This window comes from Polynucleobacter sp. VK25, assembly GCF_018687355.1.
Classification (GTDB): Bacteria; Pseudomonadota; Gammaproteobacteria; order Burkholderiales; family Burkholderiaceae; genus Polynucleobacter.
In genome coordinates this window covers 704,227-723,800 of sequence record NZ_CP061288.1, presented here as the reverse complement: position 1 = coordinate 723,800, position 19,574 = coordinate 704,227, and the positions used below count along the sequence as shown (strand labels likewise).

General features: G+C 46.7%; 15 protein-coding genes. 2 read left to right on the top strand and 13 right to left on the bottom strand.

What is annotated here, in order from left to right:
• From AOC21_RS03800 to hrpA, 12 genes are all read right to left on the bottom strand, one after another.
• Positions 1 to 1,254 (bottom strand): efflux RND transporter periplasmic adaptor subunit, encoded by a 1,254-nt coding sequence (locus AOC21_RS03800; RefSeq protein WP_215392448.1) that lies wholly within the window; start codon positions 1,252 to 1,254, stop codon positions 1 to 3.
• Positions 1,251 to 2,927: an efflux transporter outer membrane subunit gene (locus AOC21_RS03795; protein WP_215392447.1), complete on the bottom strand. Its 1,677-nt coding sequence runs from the start codon at positions 2,925 to 2,927 to the stop codon at positions 1,251 to 1,253. Before AOC21_RS03795 ends, AOC21_RS03800 begins: the two co-directional genes overlap by 4 nt.
• Before the next feature lie 89 nt (positions 2,928 to 3,016).
• On the bottom strand, positions 3,017 to 3,865 hold the full coding sequence (xth, locus tag AOC21_RS03790) for an exodeoxyribonuclease III (protein WP_215392446.1): 849 nt from the start codon (positions 3,863 to 3,865) through the stop codon (positions 3,017 to 3,019).
• Positions 3,858 to 5,309, bottom strand: a complete 1,452-nt coding sequence (gene ntrC / locus AOC21_RS03785) for a nitrogen regulation protein NR(I) (RefSeq protein WP_215392445.1) — start codon at positions 5,307 to 5,309, stop codon at positions 3,858 to 3,860. Before ntrC ends, xth begins: the two co-directional genes overlap by 8 nt.
• Positions 5,306 to 6,427 (bottom strand): nitrogen regulation protein NR(II), encoded by a 1,122-nt coding sequence (gene glnL, locus AOC21_RS03780; protein WP_371817811.1) that lies wholly within the window; start codon positions 6,425 to 6,427, stop codon positions 5,306 to 5,308. Before glnL ends, ntrC begins: the two co-directional genes overlap by 4 nt.
• A gap of 26 nt (positions 6,428 to 6,453) precedes the next feature.
• Positions 6,454 to 7,869, bottom strand: a complete 1,416-nt coding sequence (gene glnA / locus AOC21_RS03775) for a type I glutamate--ammonia ligase (RefSeq protein WP_215392443.1) — start codon at positions 7,867 to 7,869, stop codon at positions 6,454 to 6,456.
• Positions 7,870 to 8,074: 205 nt separating this feature from the next.
• Positions 8,075 to 8,926: a molybdopterin-binding protein gene (locus AOC21_RS03770; protein WP_215392442.1), complete on the bottom strand. Its 852-nt coding sequence runs from the start codon at positions 8,924 to 8,926 to the stop codon at positions 8,075 to 8,077.
• Positions 8,927 to 8,954: 28 nt separating this feature from the next.
• Positions 8,955 to 9,824 (bottom strand): EI24 domain-containing protein, encoded by an 870-nt coding sequence (locus AOC21_RS03765; RefSeq protein WP_215392441.1) that lies wholly within the window; start codon positions 9,822 to 9,824, stop codon positions 8,955 to 8,957.
• A gap of 29 nt (positions 9,825 to 9,853) precedes the next feature.
• Positions 9,854 to 10,825, bottom strand: a complete 972-nt coding sequence (locus tag AOC21_RS03760; protein ID WP_215392440.1) for a sterol desaturase family protein — start codon at positions 10,823 to 10,825, stop codon at positions 9,854 to 9,856.
• A 3-nt stretch (positions 10,826 to 10,828) separates the two neighbouring features.
• Positions 10,829 to 11,617: a polysaccharide deacetylase family protein gene (locus AOC21_RS03755; protein ID WP_251371572.1), complete on the bottom strand. Its 789-nt coding sequence runs from the start codon at positions 11,615 to 11,617 to the stop codon at positions 10,829 to 10,831.
• An 8-nt stretch (positions 11,618 to 11,625) separates the two neighbouring features.
• Positions 11,626 to 12,663 (bottom strand): cytochrome D1 domain-containing protein, encoded by a 1,038-nt coding sequence (locus AOC21_RS03750; RefSeq protein ID WP_215392439.1) that lies wholly within the window; start codon positions 12,661 to 12,663, stop codon positions 11,626 to 11,628.
• Positions 12,664 to 12,733: 70 nt separating this feature from the next.
• Entirely contained in the window at positions 12,734 to 16,792 is a 4,059-nt protein-coding gene (hrpA, locus tag AOC21_RS03745) for an ATP-dependent RNA helicase HrpA (RefSeq protein ID WP_251371571.1), read from the bottom strand.
• A 53-nt stretch (positions 16,793 to 16,845) separates the two neighbouring features.
• Here hrpA and argA point away from each other — a divergent pair, with 53 nt between their 5' ends.
• Positions 16,846 to 18,210, top strand: coding sequence for an amino-acid N-acetyltransferase (argA, locus tag AOC21_RS03740; protein ID WP_215392438.1), 1,365 nt, complete (start codon positions 16,846 to 16,848; stop codon positions 18,208 to 18,210).
• Between the two features lie 41 nt (positions 18,211 to 18,251).
• Complete coding sequence (locus AOC21_RS03735; RefSeq protein WP_046330271.1) at positions 18,252 to 18,524, top strand: oxidative damage protection protein; 273 nt, start codon at positions 18,252 to 18,254, stop codon at positions 18,522 to 18,524.
• Between the two features lie 255 nt (positions 18,525 to 18,779).
• On the opposite strand, the gene rpiA is transcribed toward AOC21_RS03735, so the two are convergent.
• Positions 18,780 to 19,490: a ribose-5-phosphate isomerase RpiA gene (gene rpiA / locus AOC21_RS03730; protein ID WP_215392437.1), complete on the bottom strand. Its 711-nt coding sequence runs from the start codon at positions 19,488 to 19,490 to the stop codon at positions 18,780 to 18,782.
• Positions 19,491 to 19,574 lie beyond the last annotated feature (84 nt).

Genomic DNA, 19,574 nt, shown 5'->3' with positions numbered 1-19,574 from the left:
TTATCGGGCTGGCATTGCCTCAAGCGTGACCTCTGTTGGTTTGGCGATCTGATTAATACTGAGATTGATAAATCCATTAATGACGACCTTACTGGCGGCGGTCAAACCTTTGCTGATCTCGACATATTTCTCGAAGCGCTGCCCCAAAGCAATATCTTGACGTTGTGCGCGCAGCGCCTCATCCAAGACAAAGACGTAGTCACCCACTTGATCGGTCATTACGGCGGTCTTCGGCAACAACAAAGCCTGTCTCGGAGCACCATACTGAGCCATGACACGAGCATATAAACCAGGGATTAACTCGTACTTCTCGTTCTTAAAGATTGCCCGTAATTGCAAGGAGCCAGTCTCTGTGGAAATTAAATTAGCTGCGTAATCCAAGATGCCTTCAAATGGATATCCAACCTCCCCTTGAAGACCTGCATAGATAGGCAAGGTATTGACTTCAGACTTGCGCTCTGCATTTGGATCTTGGCTCTTTTGAAACTTTAAGTAATCTCTCTCGTTAATGGAGAAGTACACATAAATTGGTGAAATCTGCTGAATAGTGGAAAGCTGAACCCCTTTTGTAGTGCTGTCTAAATAGGTGCCGACATCCAATAGGTGCCTTCCCATGAGGCCATCAAAAGGCGCTTTGATTTCGGTATAGCCTAAATTAATCTTAGCGAGAGTTAAGTTAGCCTCAGCTTGTTGGTACTGAGATAAGGCTTTATCAACTGCCGCCTGAGAAGTTGCATTTTCTTTGAGCAAAGATTTCTGACGACCATACTCAAGCTTCGCTTCGGTATAGATCGCTTGCTTTAACTTCACCTCTTGAATATAGGGCTCCTGCTCAATCACAAACAGAAGATCGCCCTTCTTCACCATGGCTCCATCTGCAAATCCAATCTTGGTGAGATAACCTTTAACCCGTGCATCCAGGTTTACCGTGAGAAATGGTTCTACCAAGCCATCAAATGTAGCAAAACTACGAATCTCTTGAGACAGTGGCTGGGCAGTTGTCACTGGTATGGGACTCTGCTTAACCGTCTTTCCACAAGACTTCAAACAAATCAGCGCAATTAAGGCGACTATAACCAACAAAGATATGCCAATCGTGCGTGGTGATAGCTTCTTCTTAAGCATAGGAATTTCAACTGTGCTCAACTTCTCTAGAAGCGCATTCCATTTAGCGATAAGTGATCTCCATAAGGTCAAGAAGCGACCCCATACAGGCATCAGCAAAAGTTTGGCTTTTATTAATAGATCTTTCATGGCGCAGCACTTCCCTGGGTCGGCGGAATAGTTGTATTAGGTGCATCTAATTTAGTTGGCGGCAGAGCTTGTGTAGGCTTTGATGGGTCTGGAGCATCTACCAGAAACTTACTGACCTTAACTGTTAGCGGATCACCCGCCCTTGTGAGGACAGAACCCCAATCTGTTCGGTCTGTCATATCAGCAATCATCTGGTTTGGCAGCTTAGGTGGACTCATATCTGCAGTCCAACCGCCACCCAGCGCTTTAAAAGCGCCAACATAGCCAATAAGTTCATTGGATGAAGTCTGAACTAAGGCGTTTTGAATACTTAATAGTGACTGTTGTGCAGTAATCACAGTGGTGTAATCATTCTGCCCCGCCTTGTAACGCTCAAGCGCTAAATCTGCAGCACTTTGTGCTGCAATCACACCGCGACTTAAATCTTCTTTTGAGCTTTTAGTGGTTGAGATGGTGATGAGTGAATCCTCAACTTCCTTCTGAGCATTTAAGACTTGGTTCTGATAAGCCAACAGGCTCTGCTGGAAGATGGCATCCTGCACTCGAACTTGATCCACAATCGCACCCCGATAAAACAGCGGTAAAGATATTCCAGCATTGAATCCAGAAGAGTTATTACCCCAACTAAATAAATTAGCAGTCGATAACGTTCCGTAATTGGAGGTGGCATAACCAAAGACGCCACCCAAGGTAAATGTTGGGAACAGTTGTGCTTTGCTTACGCCAATTAAGGCAGATTTAGAGGCGGCATCAAACTCAGCCTGCAGAACATCCGGACGACGACGCAGTAAGTCTCTTGGCATACCAATGCCTAGAGCAGTAGGTGGCTTGAGTGTGCCCTTGGTATTGCCATAAGTCTTTTCATAATACTCAGGAGGCTCGCCCAATAAAATGCTCATGGCATGCTGATTTTTTCTTAAATTAGCGATCAAACCCGGAATCTGGGCCTTAGTCTGCTCATACTGTGCCTGTGCCTGACTTAAGTCCAGCATTGAGGTAGCGCCATATTTGAAGCGGGCGCCAGCAATACGTAAGCTTTCTTTTTGTAAGGCTAAATTGGTTTTGGCAACCTCAATCAATTCTTCGTAGTTGCGAATATTGATGTAGGTATTGGCTACGTCTGCAGTTAATGAAACATCCGCCGAGTAGAAGGCAGCAACTCCAGATAAATACGAGCTCAATGAACTCTGAATTCCACGGCGATTCTTGCCCCAAAAATCTAACTCCCAACTCACCTGCACTAAAGCATTTTTTGAGACCAAGTTATTGGAATCATTAATTGCCTCTTGAATTGCGCTATTGCGGGCATTGGAATATGAAGCACTTAAAGCAGCAGATGGCAATAATGTGGCATCACTCACGCCAAGCTGGGCCTGCAATTGATATATCCGAAGAGCAGTTTGCTGCAAAGTTAAGTTTTGAGCTGTTGCTTGTTTTAGCAAGGCATTGAGTGTCGGATCATTAAAGCTTTGCCACCACTCCACCGGGTCCAGAATCTTGTTTGAGTTTTCACCTAAAGATTCTGTAAATTCAGTTTGAGCAGATGATTTAAATTGGTCCGCAGCCTTAACCGGTGGTCTAGCGTAATCTGGCCCAACCATCATGCAGCCAGCCAGCATCAAAGTGCTGGTAGCGACTAATACATAGGAGAGCGCGTTTCTGGGTAATGGCATTCAGGAGGTCAATTTTTTAAAGCTATTCAGTCCACCAAAATGGTGCTATTTCTGTCAATAATAAGCCAATATGACCCCAGCCCAGCCTACTAAACCTTCTTAATTACCGCAATTACAGGGGCATGGTCTGAAGGCTGCTCCCAGGTCCTAGGCTCTTTATCGACTGTACTAGCGCTGCATTTTCCTTGAAGTGCCTCGCTTAGTAAGATATGGTCAATACGCATTCCGGCATTTCTTCTGAAACCCATCATGCGGTAGTCCCACCAACTAAAGGTTTTAGGCGCCTGCTCAAACATTCTGAATGAATCATGTAGCCCTAGCTTAATGAGCCCCTGAAATGCTTCTCGCTCAGGCGGGGATACTAGGTTCTGACCCTCCCACGCTTTAGGGTCATGCACATCTTCATCAGCTGGGGCGATATTAAAGTCACCCAAGAGTGCAAGGCGGGAGTTTTGCTTGAGCTCATCATCGAGCCAAGCATTGAGCGCTTTCAGCCAACCGAGCTTATACACAAATTTATCGCTATCAGGTGACTGTCCATTCGGAAAATACGCTGATACCAACCTCATCGGTTGCGTGCCAGCAAAACAAACCGTTGCAGCCAGAATGCGTTGCTGCTCATCCTGGTTGCTTGGAATATTTCTAATGGGCTTAAGGAATGCTGTTTCAATATCAGATGCAATTGGTGCAAGTGCTGCCTTACGCAGAATGATCGCAACGCCGTTGTAGGTCTTTTGCCCAGCAGCTAGACTCAGGTAACCCGCGTCCTCTAATTCTTTATGGGGGTACTTATCATCAGTGAGTTTTAGCTCTTGCAAGCAAAGCGCATCAATTGGCTGCTGCTTCTTTTCCTGGTCTTGAAGCCAACGTAAGACTTGTGGAAGGCGAACTTTCAAAGAGTTCACATTCCACGCAGCTATTCTTACTGAATCAGTCATCGATACCCAATTCTTGTAACTTACGAGTAATCGTATTGCGACCAATACCAAGGCGTTGTGCAGCCTCTACCCTTCTGCCGCGAGTTACCTCTAAGGCAGCTTGTAGAACTGCTTTTTCAAAGCGAGCAGTCAAGGCATCAAAAACCTCTTTGTCGCCATCTTGCAACATCTTGACAGCAAGACGTCCCAAGCCACCCTCCCAGTCACCTGTGGCAGCCTTTGGAGCAATAGGGTTACTGGGTGAGGACTCGCCCTGAATAATGACGGGTTGCTCACTCGCCTCTGTAACGATGTCAGCAGGAAGATCGCTCACACCAATCACGTTTGCAGACGTCATCACGGTTAACCAGTGACACAAGTTCTCTAGTTGACGCACATTCCCAGGGAAAGGCATCAGACTGATTTCCTTTAAGACTTCATCAGATAATTTTTTAGGTTCAACACCTAATGATTTTGCACAGCTCAACATGAAATGTCTGGCTAACATTGAAATGTCTTCACTACGCTCACGCAATGAGGGCATACGCAAACGAATCACATTTAAGCGATGTAATAAATCTTCGCGGAAGAAGCCAGCAGCAACTCTGGCATCTAGGTTTTGATGGGTCGAGGCAATGATGCGTACGTTTGCCTTAATTGGGTCTTGTCCACCAATGCGATAAAAATGACCATCAGTTAGAACTCGAAGTAAACGAGTCTGCAAATCAAATGGGAGATCGCCTACTTCACCTAAAAATAGCGTACCGCCGTCGGCTTGCTCAAAGCGGCCACGACGCAAGGTCTGAGCCCCTGGGAAGGCACCGCGCTCATGACCAAATAACTCAGACTCCAATAAATCCTTTGGTACAGCAGAGGTGCTCAAGGAAACAAATGGACCTTTTGCGCAAGGGCTATGTTTATGCAAGGCATGAGCAACCATCTCTTTGCCGGTACCAGACTCACCCGTAATGAGTACTGTGGCGTTAGATTGCGCCAAGCGTCCAATAGCACGAAATATCTCCTGCATCGCTGGGGCTTGACCAATAATCTCGGTGGCATCTTGTCTCCAAGCACTGAGATCTTTCGCTCCAGAGTCATTGCGAATACCCTGCTCTACCGCACGACGGATTAACTCAATTGCCTTTTCTACATCAAAAGGTTTTGTGAGGTATTCAAAAGCTCCGCCTTGGAAGGAGGAAACTGCAGAATCCAAATCAGAGTAAGCCGTCATGATGATGACTGGCAAATTCGGGTGACTCGCCTTCACATGCTGCAACAGATCTAATCCATTGCCACGTGGCATGCGAATATCCGAAATCAATACCTGAGGAGCTTCTTTTTCCAAGGCATTCAGTACATCATTTGGATTAGAGAAGCTCTTATGCGGAATGTTCTCGCGTGCCAATGCTTTTTCTAAGACCCAACGAATGGACTGATCATCGTCAACGATCCAAATTGGTTTCATGATGCTTTCTCCTGCCTACGGTATGGAATTTGAATATGAAAATCGGTACGTCCAGGTCTACTATTGCATGCAATAAAGCCCTGGTGCTGCTGAACAAAGGTTTGTGCCAGGGTAAGGCCAAGCCCACTACCCCCATCCCTGCCCGAAACTAATGGGAAGAAGATGCGCTCAATAATGTCTTCTGGGATCCCAGGACCGTTATCAATCACATGCAGATCCATGGCTAACTTATAGCGATGCTTTGCAATGGTGACTGAACGCGCGACACGGGTTTTCAACTCAATCTGAGCAACACCGCTATTAATTTCTTCGCTGAGCGCTTGTGCTGCGTTATGAACAATATTTAAGGTTGCCTGAATCAACTGCTCGCGGTCCCCCAATACATCGGGAAGGCTCGTGTCGTAGTTACGAATAATGCGCAGGCCTTTTGGAAACTCTGCCAAGACCAGGCTACGCACGCGCTCTAAGGCTTCATGCACATTAAAGGACTCCATCACATGCGCCTTGCGATGTGGCGCCAGAAGGCGATCTACCAAAGTTTGGAGACGATCAGATTCCTTAATAATGACTTGGGTATATTCACGCAAGCCTTTATCAGGTAATTCAAATTCTAATAACTGGGCCGCTCCACGAATGCCGCCCAATGGATTTTTAATTTCATGCGCTAAATTACGCATCAATTGTTTATTTGCCTCAACTTGCTGTGTCACGCGTTCATCGCGCTCACTCCGCAGTTGTTGATCTATCGGAAACCACTCCATCATGATGAGATTGGGATCTTCTAGGGCTGCTACAACTACGTGCGCAGGAATAGAGTCCTGATGGATGCTTCCTGGCAAAGAATGCAACATCATTTCTTGGCGTTGCGCGAGTATGTGCCCTAGCTTCACCTCAGAAATCATGTCATTTAAAGCAGTGTTATCGCCAAACAAATTGTGCACAGACTGACCCTCAAGTGATTTACGCGATAAATCCAGTGCTGACTCAGCAGCCGGGTTCACGTACACCAATTGTTGGTTGTCAGCCTCAAATACCACGATGGCATTGGGCATCTGATCAAGCAATGTCGGAAAAAAAGGAGCAGCCGAAGCTGCTCCCTTGAACGAATTGCGCAACAGACCTGCGCTCAAGTTCTCTCCTTCGCTTACAGGGAGTAGTACATATCAAATTCGATAGGATGAGTAGTCATACGGAAACGTGTGACATCTTCCATCTTCAAATTGATATATGCATCAATCATGGACTCAGTGAATACACCACCGCGAGTCAAGAACTCGTGATCTTTCTTCAATGCATCCAATGCCTCTTCCAAGCTTGCGCAAACGGTTGGGATCTTTGCATCTTCTTCTGGTGGCAAGTCATACAAGTTCTTGTCAGCAGCTTCGCCTGGATGAATCTTGTTCTGAACACCATCTAAACCAGCCATCATTAATGCTGAGAAGCAGAGGTATGGGTTCGCCAATGGATCAGGGAAGCGAGTTTCAATACGACGACCCTTAGGATTTGGAACGTGTGGAATACGAATCGAAGCAGAACGGTTACGTGCTGAGTAAGCCAACTTCACTGGAGCCTCAAAGCCTGGAACCAAACGCTTGTATGAGTTTGTACCTGGATTAGTAATCGCATTCAATGCTTTGGCATGCTTGATGATGCCGCCAATGTAGAACAATGCGAATTCTGACAAACCTGCATAGCCGTTACCAGCAAACAAGTTCTCGCCGTTCTTCCAAATGGATTGGTGAACGTGCATACCAGAACCGTTGTCGCCAACTACTGGCTTAGGCATAAATGTTGCTGTCTTACCGTAAGCGTGAGCTACGTTTTGAACAACATATTTCTGCCAGATAGTCCAGTCAGCGCGCTGTACTAATGTGCTGAACTTAGTACCCAATTCGTTTTGGCCTTGACCAGCAACTTCATGGTGATGAACTTCAACTGGAATACCCAATGATTCGAGAATCAAACACATTTCAGAACGCATATCCTGGAATGTATCTACTGGGGCAACTGGGAAGTAACCGCCTTTTTTACCTGGACGGTGGCCAGTGTTACCGCCTTCGATCTCTTTAGATGAAGACCATGGAGCCTCTTCGGAATCAATCTTCACGAAGCAACCCTGCATGTCGGCACCCCAACGAACGCCATCAAAAATAAAGAATTCTGGTTCTGGGCCAAAGTATGCTGTGTCGCCCAAGCCTGTGCTCTTCAAGTATGCTTCAGCGCGCTTAGCGATAGAACGTGGGTCACGGTCATAACCTTTGCCATCGGCTGGCTCGATAACGTCACATGTCAGAACCAAAGTTGGCTCTTCATAGAACGGATCGATGTAAGCAGCTGTTGGATCTGGTCTGAGCAACATGTCAGATGCTTCGATACCCTTCCAACCGGCGATAGAGGATCCGTCAAACGCATGACCACTCTCAAACTTGTCTTCGTCAAATGCAGAGATAGGAACTGTCGTGTGCTGCTCTTTACCCTTTGTATCCACAAAGCGGAAATCAACGAAAGTACATTCTTTCTCTTTAACTAACTTCATCACATCAGCGACGGTCTTCGTCATGCAAATCTCCTCTATTAACTAAATTCGGAATCAAAACTTAAGGCATACACCCTTGTTTATTCCAGGCATCAAACATGCCTAATGGATGTATGTAATTTACTGAAGCAAACAAATGGGAACTCTCATTATTGCACTGTTTAAGTGCCCAAATACCCCTCATCCAAGCTCAAATACCCTTATTTGCACCTTTTTAGTGCAATTAGGATCAGCTGATATCGTGGATTTCGTAACCCAGCTCTTGGGTGCCTGCTCTTAAGGCAATCCAAGCGCTTTCTAACAGGTTGGCATTACCCTTGATGCCCAATTCAATATGGCGCTGGGCATACACGCCACCCTTTGAGGCATCCCCTACCGATGGGAGACTAAAGACCTTCACCCCAGGAAAACTGGCTTCAATACGCTCCATGAGAGGAGTCAAAGACGATTCAATTCCTTTGGGCACGATGAAACTCTGCTCAGCCCAGTTCTCTTGATGAAATAAGTCCTTGTAATGAGTATCCAAACACCAAGCCATCATCGGCGCCGCCATTACCGGAAAACCTGGGACAAAGTGATGCTCTTGAATTCGAAAGCCAGGAATTTGGTTGTAGGGATTGGGGATGATTTCACTGCCAAGCGGAAACTCACCCATCTTAAAACGATGTTGATTTTCGGGAGTATTTAAATCCGCCTTAATGGGGTCGCCCTCTGCCGTTGACTGAATACGACCGGCAATGAGTTCTTGCGCTGTTGGGTGTAATTGCGTTTTAGTACCCAATGCAAGTGCCGCGCATTGACGAGTGTGATCATCTGGTGTTGCACCAATACCGCCGGTACTAAACACCACATCGCCACTCACAAAACTGGCTTTTAAGGTAGCGGTAATTTGCTCAGGATCATCAGCAACATATTTAGCCCAAGCCAGACTCAGTCCACGCTCATTGAGTAACTCAATCAGCTTGCTCATGTGCTTGTCTTGACGACGACCTGACAAGATCTCATCACCAATCACAATCAAACCAAAGCGTCTGGTTGCAGTTGGTGCTCCTACTACTTCATCTATTTCAACTTTTTTCATTTCATCATTCATTTTATTGGCCATCGTATTAACTCTGATTCGGAAGCTCCATATCAACAACACGCGATTGCACAGTAAGTGCTTTGTCCAACTCGTCCTCTCTCAGTTGCTTGAGAGCGTCTAACAAGAAATAGCTGAACCATAAAGCAGCAAACACAAAGATCAAAGAATAAATCCAGAGCGCTATAAAGCTCACGATCGGGAATAAAACCAATGCCAAGGCGGACGTGGCCCAAAAGAAAGTAGGCACCGCGCCCAACATCCCCGATGCAATGCCCATACAGAGCAAAGGCCAGCGGTATTTTTCAAGTAAAAGATCCCGCTCTTCTGAGCTGGCATGTTTTGCAAGGACATCGTATGACATGAGTCGCATTGTTAACCAGCCCCAGAGGAGTGGTGGCAATACTGCTACTAATGGTGGGACCCACCAGACGGGTAAGGTCAACATGACTAAAGCCAAACAAATTAGCGCTGACCACAAGGTATAAACCAAGCTACCAAAGAAGCCGCCACCGCGTTTACATTCCAGTTCTTGGAATGGGGATTGTCTGCAGGCGATTTTTACAATCGCAGGCACTGTTGAAAAGGCGATGAATATCAGCAAACTGATTGTGATCAAAGGAATAATCAGCATCACAAAAAATAGCGGTGCAATCCATGCCCTAGCATTTTCAAAGCCGGCCCATACAAGGCCTTCTTGTATCCAACTAGTGAAGATAGATGTTGTTAGAAAGGTGCTTAAGGTCTCAAGCGCTGGAGTCCAAGTCAGCCAAATCAGAACACCCCATAACACTGACACGATCAAAAATGGCCTTAAGCTTAGCCATAGCATCCGAGGATGCATGGTCCCAACCAAGGCCATTCCAAATGATTTAAATACTTGCGGTAATCCGACCATACAACTCCTATTGCCTGCAGATCTGCAATCTACTTAGGCTTGAATTCCTTAACGGCGCGTACCAGACCTTGCCATTGCTGCGTGAGGATATTGTGCGATACCGTTAAATTCCTCACCCCCGTAGGATAGACCTCTTTAGGAAATACGGCGGTTCTGAAAACCATATCCCACCATGGAAACAAAATGCCAAAATTACAGCCGCCTAAGACTCCAGGCTTACCCTTGGCCTCATGGCCGTAGCCTACCGCATGGTGCATACGATGAAACATTGGAGAGATCAGCAGATATTTAGCAGACCCAAGGTGCACTTTGATATTGGCATGCTGCCAACTTTGAATAAATTGGCTCAGCGCTATCAACATGATGAATTGGCCGGGAGACACGCCAAACAACAACGCAAAGAACGCCATAAAGGTGGCGCGCATGATGTCATCGAGTATGTGGTTGCGATTATCTGACCATGCCGTCATAACAGTTTGACTGTGATGCAAAGAGTGTAGCTGCCACCACCAATTAAATGCATGGGAGGCGCGGTGATATAGGTAGTCAACAAAGTCCAACAACACTAAGTAAATCAAGAAGCTAATTACTGGGATTGAACTCACCCCAGGCCACCACGACTCAACATTTAAACGGTCGAAACGAAAGTCGTGCAAGATTGAATCGATCTCAAAGAAGAATCCGGATAAGGCAATGAAGATGAGTCCGTGGAAAATGCCTAGGCGATGAAACAGGGTATAGAAAACATCTGCCCTACTCGTTTTTGCAAAGCGTTCTTGCTGTTCCGCAGGAGCTAAGCGCTCCCACGTTCTTAATACAACAATAATTAAGAAAATTTGAATGCAGCCAAATAAGAACCAATCAACTCCATCAAATACATCCTCGGCCCAAGCCATTAAATCCAATTGATACAGAATCGGACCCACCACATTGGAGAAAATGAATTCCTGCACGCTTGCGTAAGCGTTTGAAATCAATGAGGTGAATGCACTTAAGTCCATGTCTTATTTTGACGGATTTACAGAATTTTTGGGGAGCAAGCCAAAGCAGAACCCGCGACCCTTTAGATTCACAATGAGCTGCTCCAAAACGGCAGGCGCCCAAGGGTCTTTTCTAGACCAAATACCCAAGTGAGCCATGGTGATATCCCCGTCGGCAATATTACGACTCGCCTTATCTAACAGACTGCTATTGGGATGCTTGTCCGAGTTCAGCTCATCACCCAAGAAGCCAGCGGGAGCCCAGCCAATATGCTGATAACCGCACATATCGCCCATCCGGATTAAGGTCGGTGAAGTTTTGCCACCAGGAGCACGCCAAATCTTTTGTAGCGGGTGATCAGTCAGCTCCTGAAACCGCTGATCAACTCGGCGAATCTCTTTGCACATCGCCGCTTCGTTATACAGAATCATCATGCCTGCTTTTGGACCAAATTGAGGCTTCTCAAATACTTCACCTTTAGGGCCGTCTTTTACGAAATACGTATGGTCGTAGGTATGGCTGCCAAAGTGATGGCCTTCTTTAACGCGCTCTTGCCAATAAGTCTTCCAAGAATCATCTAAAGAAAAGTCGCCGCGGAATGTTTTCTCATTTGCCAAGAAGAAAGTCGCTTTTACGTTCTGTCGCTTGAGAATCTCGGCAACCTTTTCTGCTACAGACATATTGCCTGTATCAAAAGTGAGGTAAACCTTTTTGCTGCACTCGGGAGTCTGAGCAATAGCACCCAATGAAAAACAGCCGAGCATAAGCGCGGCTGCAGTGCGGATCAATGCCTTATGACTGATGCGCTTCATAGTGACTGTTACTCCCATCCAGCCCTTGGAGTAAAGAACACACCATGCGGAGATTTACCAACCGGAATGACTGTTACCAACTTCATAGTTGGGATGTCGATCACCCCCACCTTTTTAGAGAAGCGAAAAGTGACCCAAAGTGTTTTACCATCCGGGGTAATTTCCATGTCGTCAGGACCAGCCGGTAGTCCAGTAACATCACCAACCTTCTCCAGGGTTTGCATATTGAGCAGGCTGATTGTGGAGCCAATACGGTTACTCACGAATACGTGCTTTTTATCGCCCAAAGGACGGAAATTATGAGCGCCCTTGCCTGTGGGAATACGCTTTATTTCCTTACGTGTTTTCCAATCAATCACCTGAACGTAGTCGTCGCCAGTAATACCAACTAAGAGATATTGGTCTCCAGGCGTCATCCACAAACCAGCAGGAACTTTTCCTGTGGGCATGGTCCACAATACATTTTGAGTTTCCAAATCAATTGCGGCAAGCTCATTAGAGTCTTGCAAAGTAATAAATGCAATTTTGCTATCCGATGTGAAAGCAATATGGCTTGGTGTCTTAGCCAACTTCACAGTCTTAGCTAATTTCAAGTCTGCACCGTTGGCCGCATAAATGTCCACACGATCCAAACGATTACCGTTTGCTACAAACCATTTGTGGTTTGGCGAGTAACCAATTTGGTAGGGGTCAATAATATTGGGAATCTTACCGGTCAACTCACCAGTCGTTGGATTCATCAAGGCTACATCGTTACCAGCTGCATTTGCAATCAGTAAAGTCTTTTGATCTGGAGTCAACATCAAATGGTGAGGCTCTTTGCCAACTGGAATTGTTTTGATGACTTGACGTGTATTCATATCAATCAGACTGACAGAAGCTTCTCCAGAGTTTAGGATGACAGCTAACTTTGGTTGATTGGCAGTAGATGCTGACGATACGGTATTGGCAGCTTGAGCAAAAGCATTTTGATTGACCGCAAGAAGAGCCAACAATGTGGAGGTCGCAAGAATGCGAAAACCTCTAATCTTGATAAATGTATACATACCTCCATTGTAAGCAATTGGGAGGGTTTAATAGGCCTCCAAATCTAATGGATATCGGTACGGATTTGACTTAGCGCAAGCTTGCTAAAACCTTTTCGAGGCGCTTTAAGGACATCGGGGTCGGTGTTTTCAACTCCTGAGCATATAAAGCTACCCTCAACTCTTCCAACTGCCAGCGGAAATCCACTAAAGCTTGATCTTCGGCCATTGCATACGAAGCGGCCCCCTTATTGCCCTGCATCAGCTTTTGCCAGGGTCGGGCAACGGATTCCCAATCCTTTTGGAGTTGGGCGTCACGACTGGGGTTAGAACGTAATTTATCGATCCGCATTGCAATTGCTTTTAAGTAACGAGGTACGTGTACTAATTGGGTATACGGTATATCAGCAACAAATTTTGGAAATATGAGCCCCTGCATTTGCGTCTGAATATCAGCATAGGCAGTCGGTGAAGCAGCTTTTGCACTGGCCACTTTTTTCTGCAAATCAGCATGGGCTTGCAACGCATTTAATGCGTGACGCGAAATCTCTTGGGCAATCAGCGCTAACCGTGGCTTACCTGCCTGAAGACGCTCTGCAAATTGCTCTGCATTGGCTGGAAGCGGCTCGGTCATAAATGCACGCTCAAGAGCGATATTGAGAATCTGCTCTATTAGACCCTCTACCGATCCTACATTGATAAATAACAAACCCAACTCACGAATACCAGGCAGCTGCTTTTGCAATGCCTTAATCGTATCTTTATTACTCAGAGCAAATAAGCGCCGCAATCCTAGAGCGTGTTGTTTACGCGCCTCTTCCAAATCATCAAAGACCTCAAGATCACAGTAGTCAACGCGATCTACTAATGCGGGATAACCAAATAGGGTCTTATTCCCTTTTTGAATCTCCAAGGTTTCTGGTAACTCTCCGAACTCCCAAGTGCGATAACCGCCCTGCTCGACTTTGCGCGTGGCATCAGCGACCTTTGTATTCGCTTGGGATCTTTCCCCAACCGGTGGCTCGACTCCTAACTCGACCTGGGCTGTCTCTTGGGCAATTGCTTGGAAAGCACTGCGGGCAGTCTGTCCATACTCAGAACGTAAGCGAGCCAAGTTACGCTCTACTTCAAGTTGCCGCCCATGCTCATCAATCAAGCGGAAGTTCATCGAGGAGTGCAACGGCAAGGCCTCAGGCCTAAAGTCTGTGCGTTTAATTTCTAAACCACGTTCTTTACGAATATCACTAATTAGACTGTCTAAGAAGTCGCCCGTTCCAAATTGCTTCTCTTCTAACTTTCGCTCTAGGAAGGACTTTGCATAGTCTGGCAACGGTACGCAATGGCGTCTGAGTTTTTGCGGCAAGGATTTCAGGAGAAGGAGTACCTTCTCCTCACACATCCCGGGAACTAGCCATTCACAACGACGACCATCCACTTGATTAAGTTGAGTCAAAGGAACAACTAGAGTTACCCCATCCTTTGGGCTGCCAGGCTCGAAGTGATAGGTCAGACTGAGCTGTGCGCCGCCGACCAACATGGTTTTCGGATAGCGATCTACGGTAATACCAGCTGCCTCATGGCGCATCAAGTCGGCTTTTTCTAAGCGGAGCTGTCCATCCAAGTCTTGCTCATTGTTTTCATCTTTATTTTTATCTCTGCTTTTATCTTTGCTTAACCATGCCTTGAGGCTTTCTCGACTGCGCACCTCTTTGGGCACACGAGAGTTATAAAAAGCAAACAGCAAATCATCATCGACCAATACATCTGGACGGCGCGAACGATGCTCTAGAGCCTCAATCTCTTTAATCAGTCGGCGGTTATGCCAGAAGAATCCAAACACATTGGGGTATTTCTTTTTGGCATCGGCTTCTGTTTCGCGCTGCAAGGCGGGTGTGTCCATGCGCCCAAACATTTCCTCTTGCACCAAAGCTTGTTGAATAAATAACTCTCTTGTCTCTTCAGGGTTATGTGGCTCGTAGCGAACGCGGCGCCCATGATAGATTGGTAAGCCATATAAAGTACCCCGTTCAAAGGCCATGACTTCGCCCTGGCGGTTATCCCAGAATGGATCACTCAAGGATTTGATCAGGCGATGCGCAGCAACACGCTCTACCCATTGCGGCTCGATCTTGGCAATCGTTCTGGCGTACATGCGATTGGTTTCTTGCAGTTCGCCAGCCAAAATCCAAGCACCCGCCTTTTTGCCGATGGTCGAACCAGGCCAGATAAATGGACGAATACCACGCGCCCCAACATAACCGCCTGTTTTGCTATTGCGATCTTGGGATTTTTCATCCTCTTCTTTTTTAGCCACATATCCAAGTAGGCCCGTTAATAAAGAGAGGTGAACTTCTTCATAGGTTGCGGCTATGCCATTTTCTTTCCAGCCCTTTTCGCCGAGCATGGTGTGCAATTGACCATGCACATCGCGCCACTCTCGTAAACGACGCGGTGACAGAAACTTACTCTTACATAGGTTCTCGAGTTGACGATTGCTGCTCTTATGCTTTAAAGCGTCTTGATACCAATTCCAAAGCTTTACAAAACTGAGGAACTCCGATCGCTCATCCGCAAACTGCAGATGTGCTTGATCGGCAGCAGCAGCTTGGTCCATTGGCCGATCACGCGGATCTTGTGTGGCCAAAGCAGAAGCAATGATGGTGACCTCTTTTAAAGCATTCTGCTCTTTGGCTGCTAGTAACATTCTGCCAATACGTGGATCAAGGGGTAAGTCTGCCAGTTGCTTACCGGTCGCAGTGAGTTTGAAGCTGTTGTTAATATCCTTACCAATATCCTTAGCATCAGCTGACTCTGACTCATCAAATTCAATCGCGCCCAACTCATCAAGTAGCTGAACGCCATCTGCGATTGCTCTTCCGAGAGGTTTATCAATAAAAGGAAAGTGTTGAATCTTGGGCAAGCGCAAGGAACTCATGCGCAAGAGCACTGCAGCTAATGAGCTACGGAGGATTTCTGGATCAGTAAATTTAGGGCGGCCTTGATAATCTTGTTCGCTATACAAACGTACACAGATACCATCAGAGACACGTCCGCAACGACCCGCCCTTTGATTGGCAGCAGCCTGGGAGATGGGCTCAATCTGGAGCTGCTCAACCTTATTACGGTAGGAATAGCGTTTAACTCTTGCTAGACCGCTATCGATGACGTAACGAATATTCGGAACAGTTAACGATGTCTCTGCAACGTTAGTTGTCAAAATAATGCGTCGCCCATTACCTGGACTAAATACCCTCTCCTGCTCAGCCACTGATTGACGTGCAAACAAACTGAGGATTTCTGGGTGAAAGCGTTGTTGCAGGACATGGTCCTTGCGTAATGCTTCTGCACAATCGCGTATTTCTCGCTCGCCGGGCAAAAATACCAATACATCACCGGCACCAGCAGTGCCTTCACGCCATAGACTCGCAATCTCTTCAGTCACCGCATCCGGAATTTCCTTTGCAGTCTTGGATTCTTTTTTTCCATCCGGCTTAACGTCAGGTTCTAGTGGTGAGTAACGCTGCTCTACAGGGAACAGTCGGCCACTGACCTCAATGACTGGCGCAATCTTGCCATTGATCGCAAAGTGCTCTGCAAATCGCTGGGCATCAATCGTTGCTGAGGTAATGATCAGCTTAAGGTCTGGTCGCTTGGGAAGCAGCTGTCTTAAATACCCCAATAAGAAATCAATATTGAGACTACGTTCATGCGCCTCATCAATGATGAGCGTGTCATAGGCGCGTAGTTGAGGGTCACGCTGCGTCTCCGCCAACAAGATGCCATCGGTCATCAGCTTAATGGAAGCGGTATGGCTAGTCTTGTCAGCAAAGCGAACTTGGTAACCCACATCTTGACCAATGGGTGAGCCTAGCTCTTGGGCAATTCTCTTGGCGGTGGCAGTTGCTGCGATTCGGCGAGGCTGAGTGTGGCCGATGAGCTTGCCACCATTGATGGTGCCCCTCCCCAGATCCAAGCAGATCTTCGGCAGCTGGGTAGTCTTGCCTGAGCCTGTCTCACCGCACACAATCACCACCTGGTGGCTCTGCAGGGCATCCTTGATCAGCTGACGCTGACCAGAGACCGGCAATTCCTCCGGAAACCGTATTTCTAGCCTGCGTGAGGTGTTGGAAGCAGACACAGGCAGTGACATTGCTTTGGGTTTTTGTTGGTTTATAGGCTCTTGCACCCTATAATTTTCTCACTATGCCAACAAATGCACCGAACCAGGCCTTAATTGCCGAAGAAACGACCTCCAACTTCCCCTTCGTAGGGTGGTTGCGCGATGTTGCGCCCTACATTCATAGCTTTCGCGAGAAGACCTTTGTAATTGCCTTTGCAGGTGAGCTTGTCCAAGAAATCGGCCTTGAGAACCTGATTGAAGATATCGCCATGCTCCATGCCATGGGTATGCGCATTGTTCTGGTTCACGGCATCCGTCCTCAGATTGAAGAGCAGCTCATGCTCCGCAATATTAAAAGCAAGTTTGGCAAGAGCGCCCTTCACAGCTATCGGATTACCGATGCAGCTGCACTAGAGTGCGTTAAAGAAGCTGCCGGTGAATTGCGTCTCGATATTGAGGCGGCATTTAGCCGTGGCTTACCAAATACACCAATGGCTGGCTCACGCATTTCTGTGATCTCCGGCAACTTTATTACTGCAATGCCAGTGGGCGTTGTAGAAGGTACTGACTACATTCATACCGGATTGGTACGTAAGGTTGACTCTAGCTCCATCAGGCAGTCTTTGGATAGCAACAAGATTGTGCTGCTATCGCCTTTAGGTTTTTCACCAACAGGTCAAGCATTTAATCTGGCATACGAAGATGTGGCTGCGTCCACCGCTGCCGCCCTAAAAGCAGATAAGTTGATCTTCTTAAGTCCATATGCTGGCTTAAAAGATGCTGAAGGTGATTTCATCACCGAACTCTCTATGCCACAACTGCAAGAATATGTGTCGCAGAACAAAGATATGGATCTTGGCATGAAGAGCCTACTCAATATCTCTGGTAAAGCTATACGTGCGGGTGTTAGCCGCGTTCATTTCCTGCCATGCAATCAAGATGGAGCGCTGTTGGAAGAGCTCTTTACCCATGATGGTATTGGCATGATGCTCGCCTCATCTGATATTGAGAACTTACGTGAGGCCAATCAAGATGACGTTGGTGGCATCTTGCAATTGACTATGCCCCTGGAAGATGAAGGCATCTTGGCAGCGCGTGGTCAAGATGTGATTGAGCGTGATATCCAACGCTTCTCAGTGATTGAGCATGACCGTGTTCTCTTCGGTTGCGCAGCCCTCTTCCCATTTCCAAATGGTGTTGGTGAGTTGGCTTGCCTTGCCGTTGATCCTGATGTTCAAGGATCCGGAGATGGCGAACGCTTATTGAAGCGTGTTGAAATGCGCGCCAAACAAGAGGGCATTAAAAAGTTGTTTGTTCTAACCACCAGAACTGAACACTGGTTCTTAAAGCGTGGCTTTAAACGGGCATCAGTAGATGATCTGCCGGAAGAGAGAAAACAAATTTATAACTGGGACCGCAAGTCCATGGTTTTAACTAAAGATCTATAAGAAATCCAAGCAACTTAAGAATTACTAGAAAGGTATTACAGATGGCACGCATGGTTCAATGTATCAAACTCAATAAAGAAGCTGAGGGAATGGATTTTGCCCCGCTTCCAGGCGAGCTAGGCAAGAAGGTTTGGAATCAAGTTTCCAAAGAGGCTTGGGCTGCTTGGTTAAAGCACCAAACCATGTTGATTAATGAAAACCGCCTCAATATGGCCGACCCACGTGCACGTCAGTACCTTTTAAAGCAAGTAGAAAAGTACTTCTTTGAGGGCGGCGCTGATATGGCGCAGGGTTACGTGCCACCAGCAGAATAAATATTTACACCTTTTAATTAATTATTGATTTGGGGTGTTGACACTACCAAAGATAAGCGTAGGATGAAGTTGTGGTGAGGCAGTTTTGGTGCCCCGCTACATTGGCGAAAGCCACTCTAAATAAGTACATCTATGTACTTATAGGCTAAGGAACTAAATACCTTCCGAGAGCCTGCGCCATGCATACCATGGCAAACAAACCCGATGGGCATACCCCGTCGGGTTTTTTAATACCCAAATAATCTCAACCTGTAATTAAAGGGCTATGCGTTCCACGCCAGCAGCATTGCTTACCAGCAGAATATCGGCTTTTTCTTTGGCAAATAAGCCGACGGTAATGACGCCAGCAATTTGATTGATTTGCGCTTCCATCTGAAGAGGGTTAGCAATCTTCAAACCAGCCACATCCAAGATCCAGCCACCGTTATCAGTAATAAAAGGCTCGCTTGGTGTTTGGCTTAGATCGGCTCGGGTGTTCTTGGCCAAGCGCAAAGTCACTTTGCCACCAAACTTCTCTAACTCTCTACTCACAACGCCTTTAGCCAGTGGAATGATTTCTACCGGTAATGCAAAGTTACCCAGCATAGGCACTTGCTTAGATGAGTCGCAAATACAGATAAATTGCTTTGCCATAGAGGCAATAATTTTTTCTCTGGTAAGCGCTCCTCCGCCACCTTTGATCATGTGGCCAGCTGGATCAATCTCATCTGCACCATCGACATAGGCTGGTAGACCCTGTACATCATTTGGATCGAGCACTTTGAAGCCATGCTTAAGTAAACGATCGGTAGTGGCGTTTGAACTTGATACGGTGCAAGCAAAATGATCCTTATGAGGAGCCAGCGCATCAATGAAGCAATTGGCAGTCGAGCCTGTGCCAACACCCAAAATCTGTCCTGCAGGCAGCTTAAGCACTTCATCTCTAGCCGCTTCGCCCACCATTTGCTTTAGTTGATCTTGGTTCATATAGCTATCAAATGCCTTTACTGGAACTGAGTAATTAATCCATCTATCATATGATATCTACCAGAAACCCACCCTAAAGCAGCG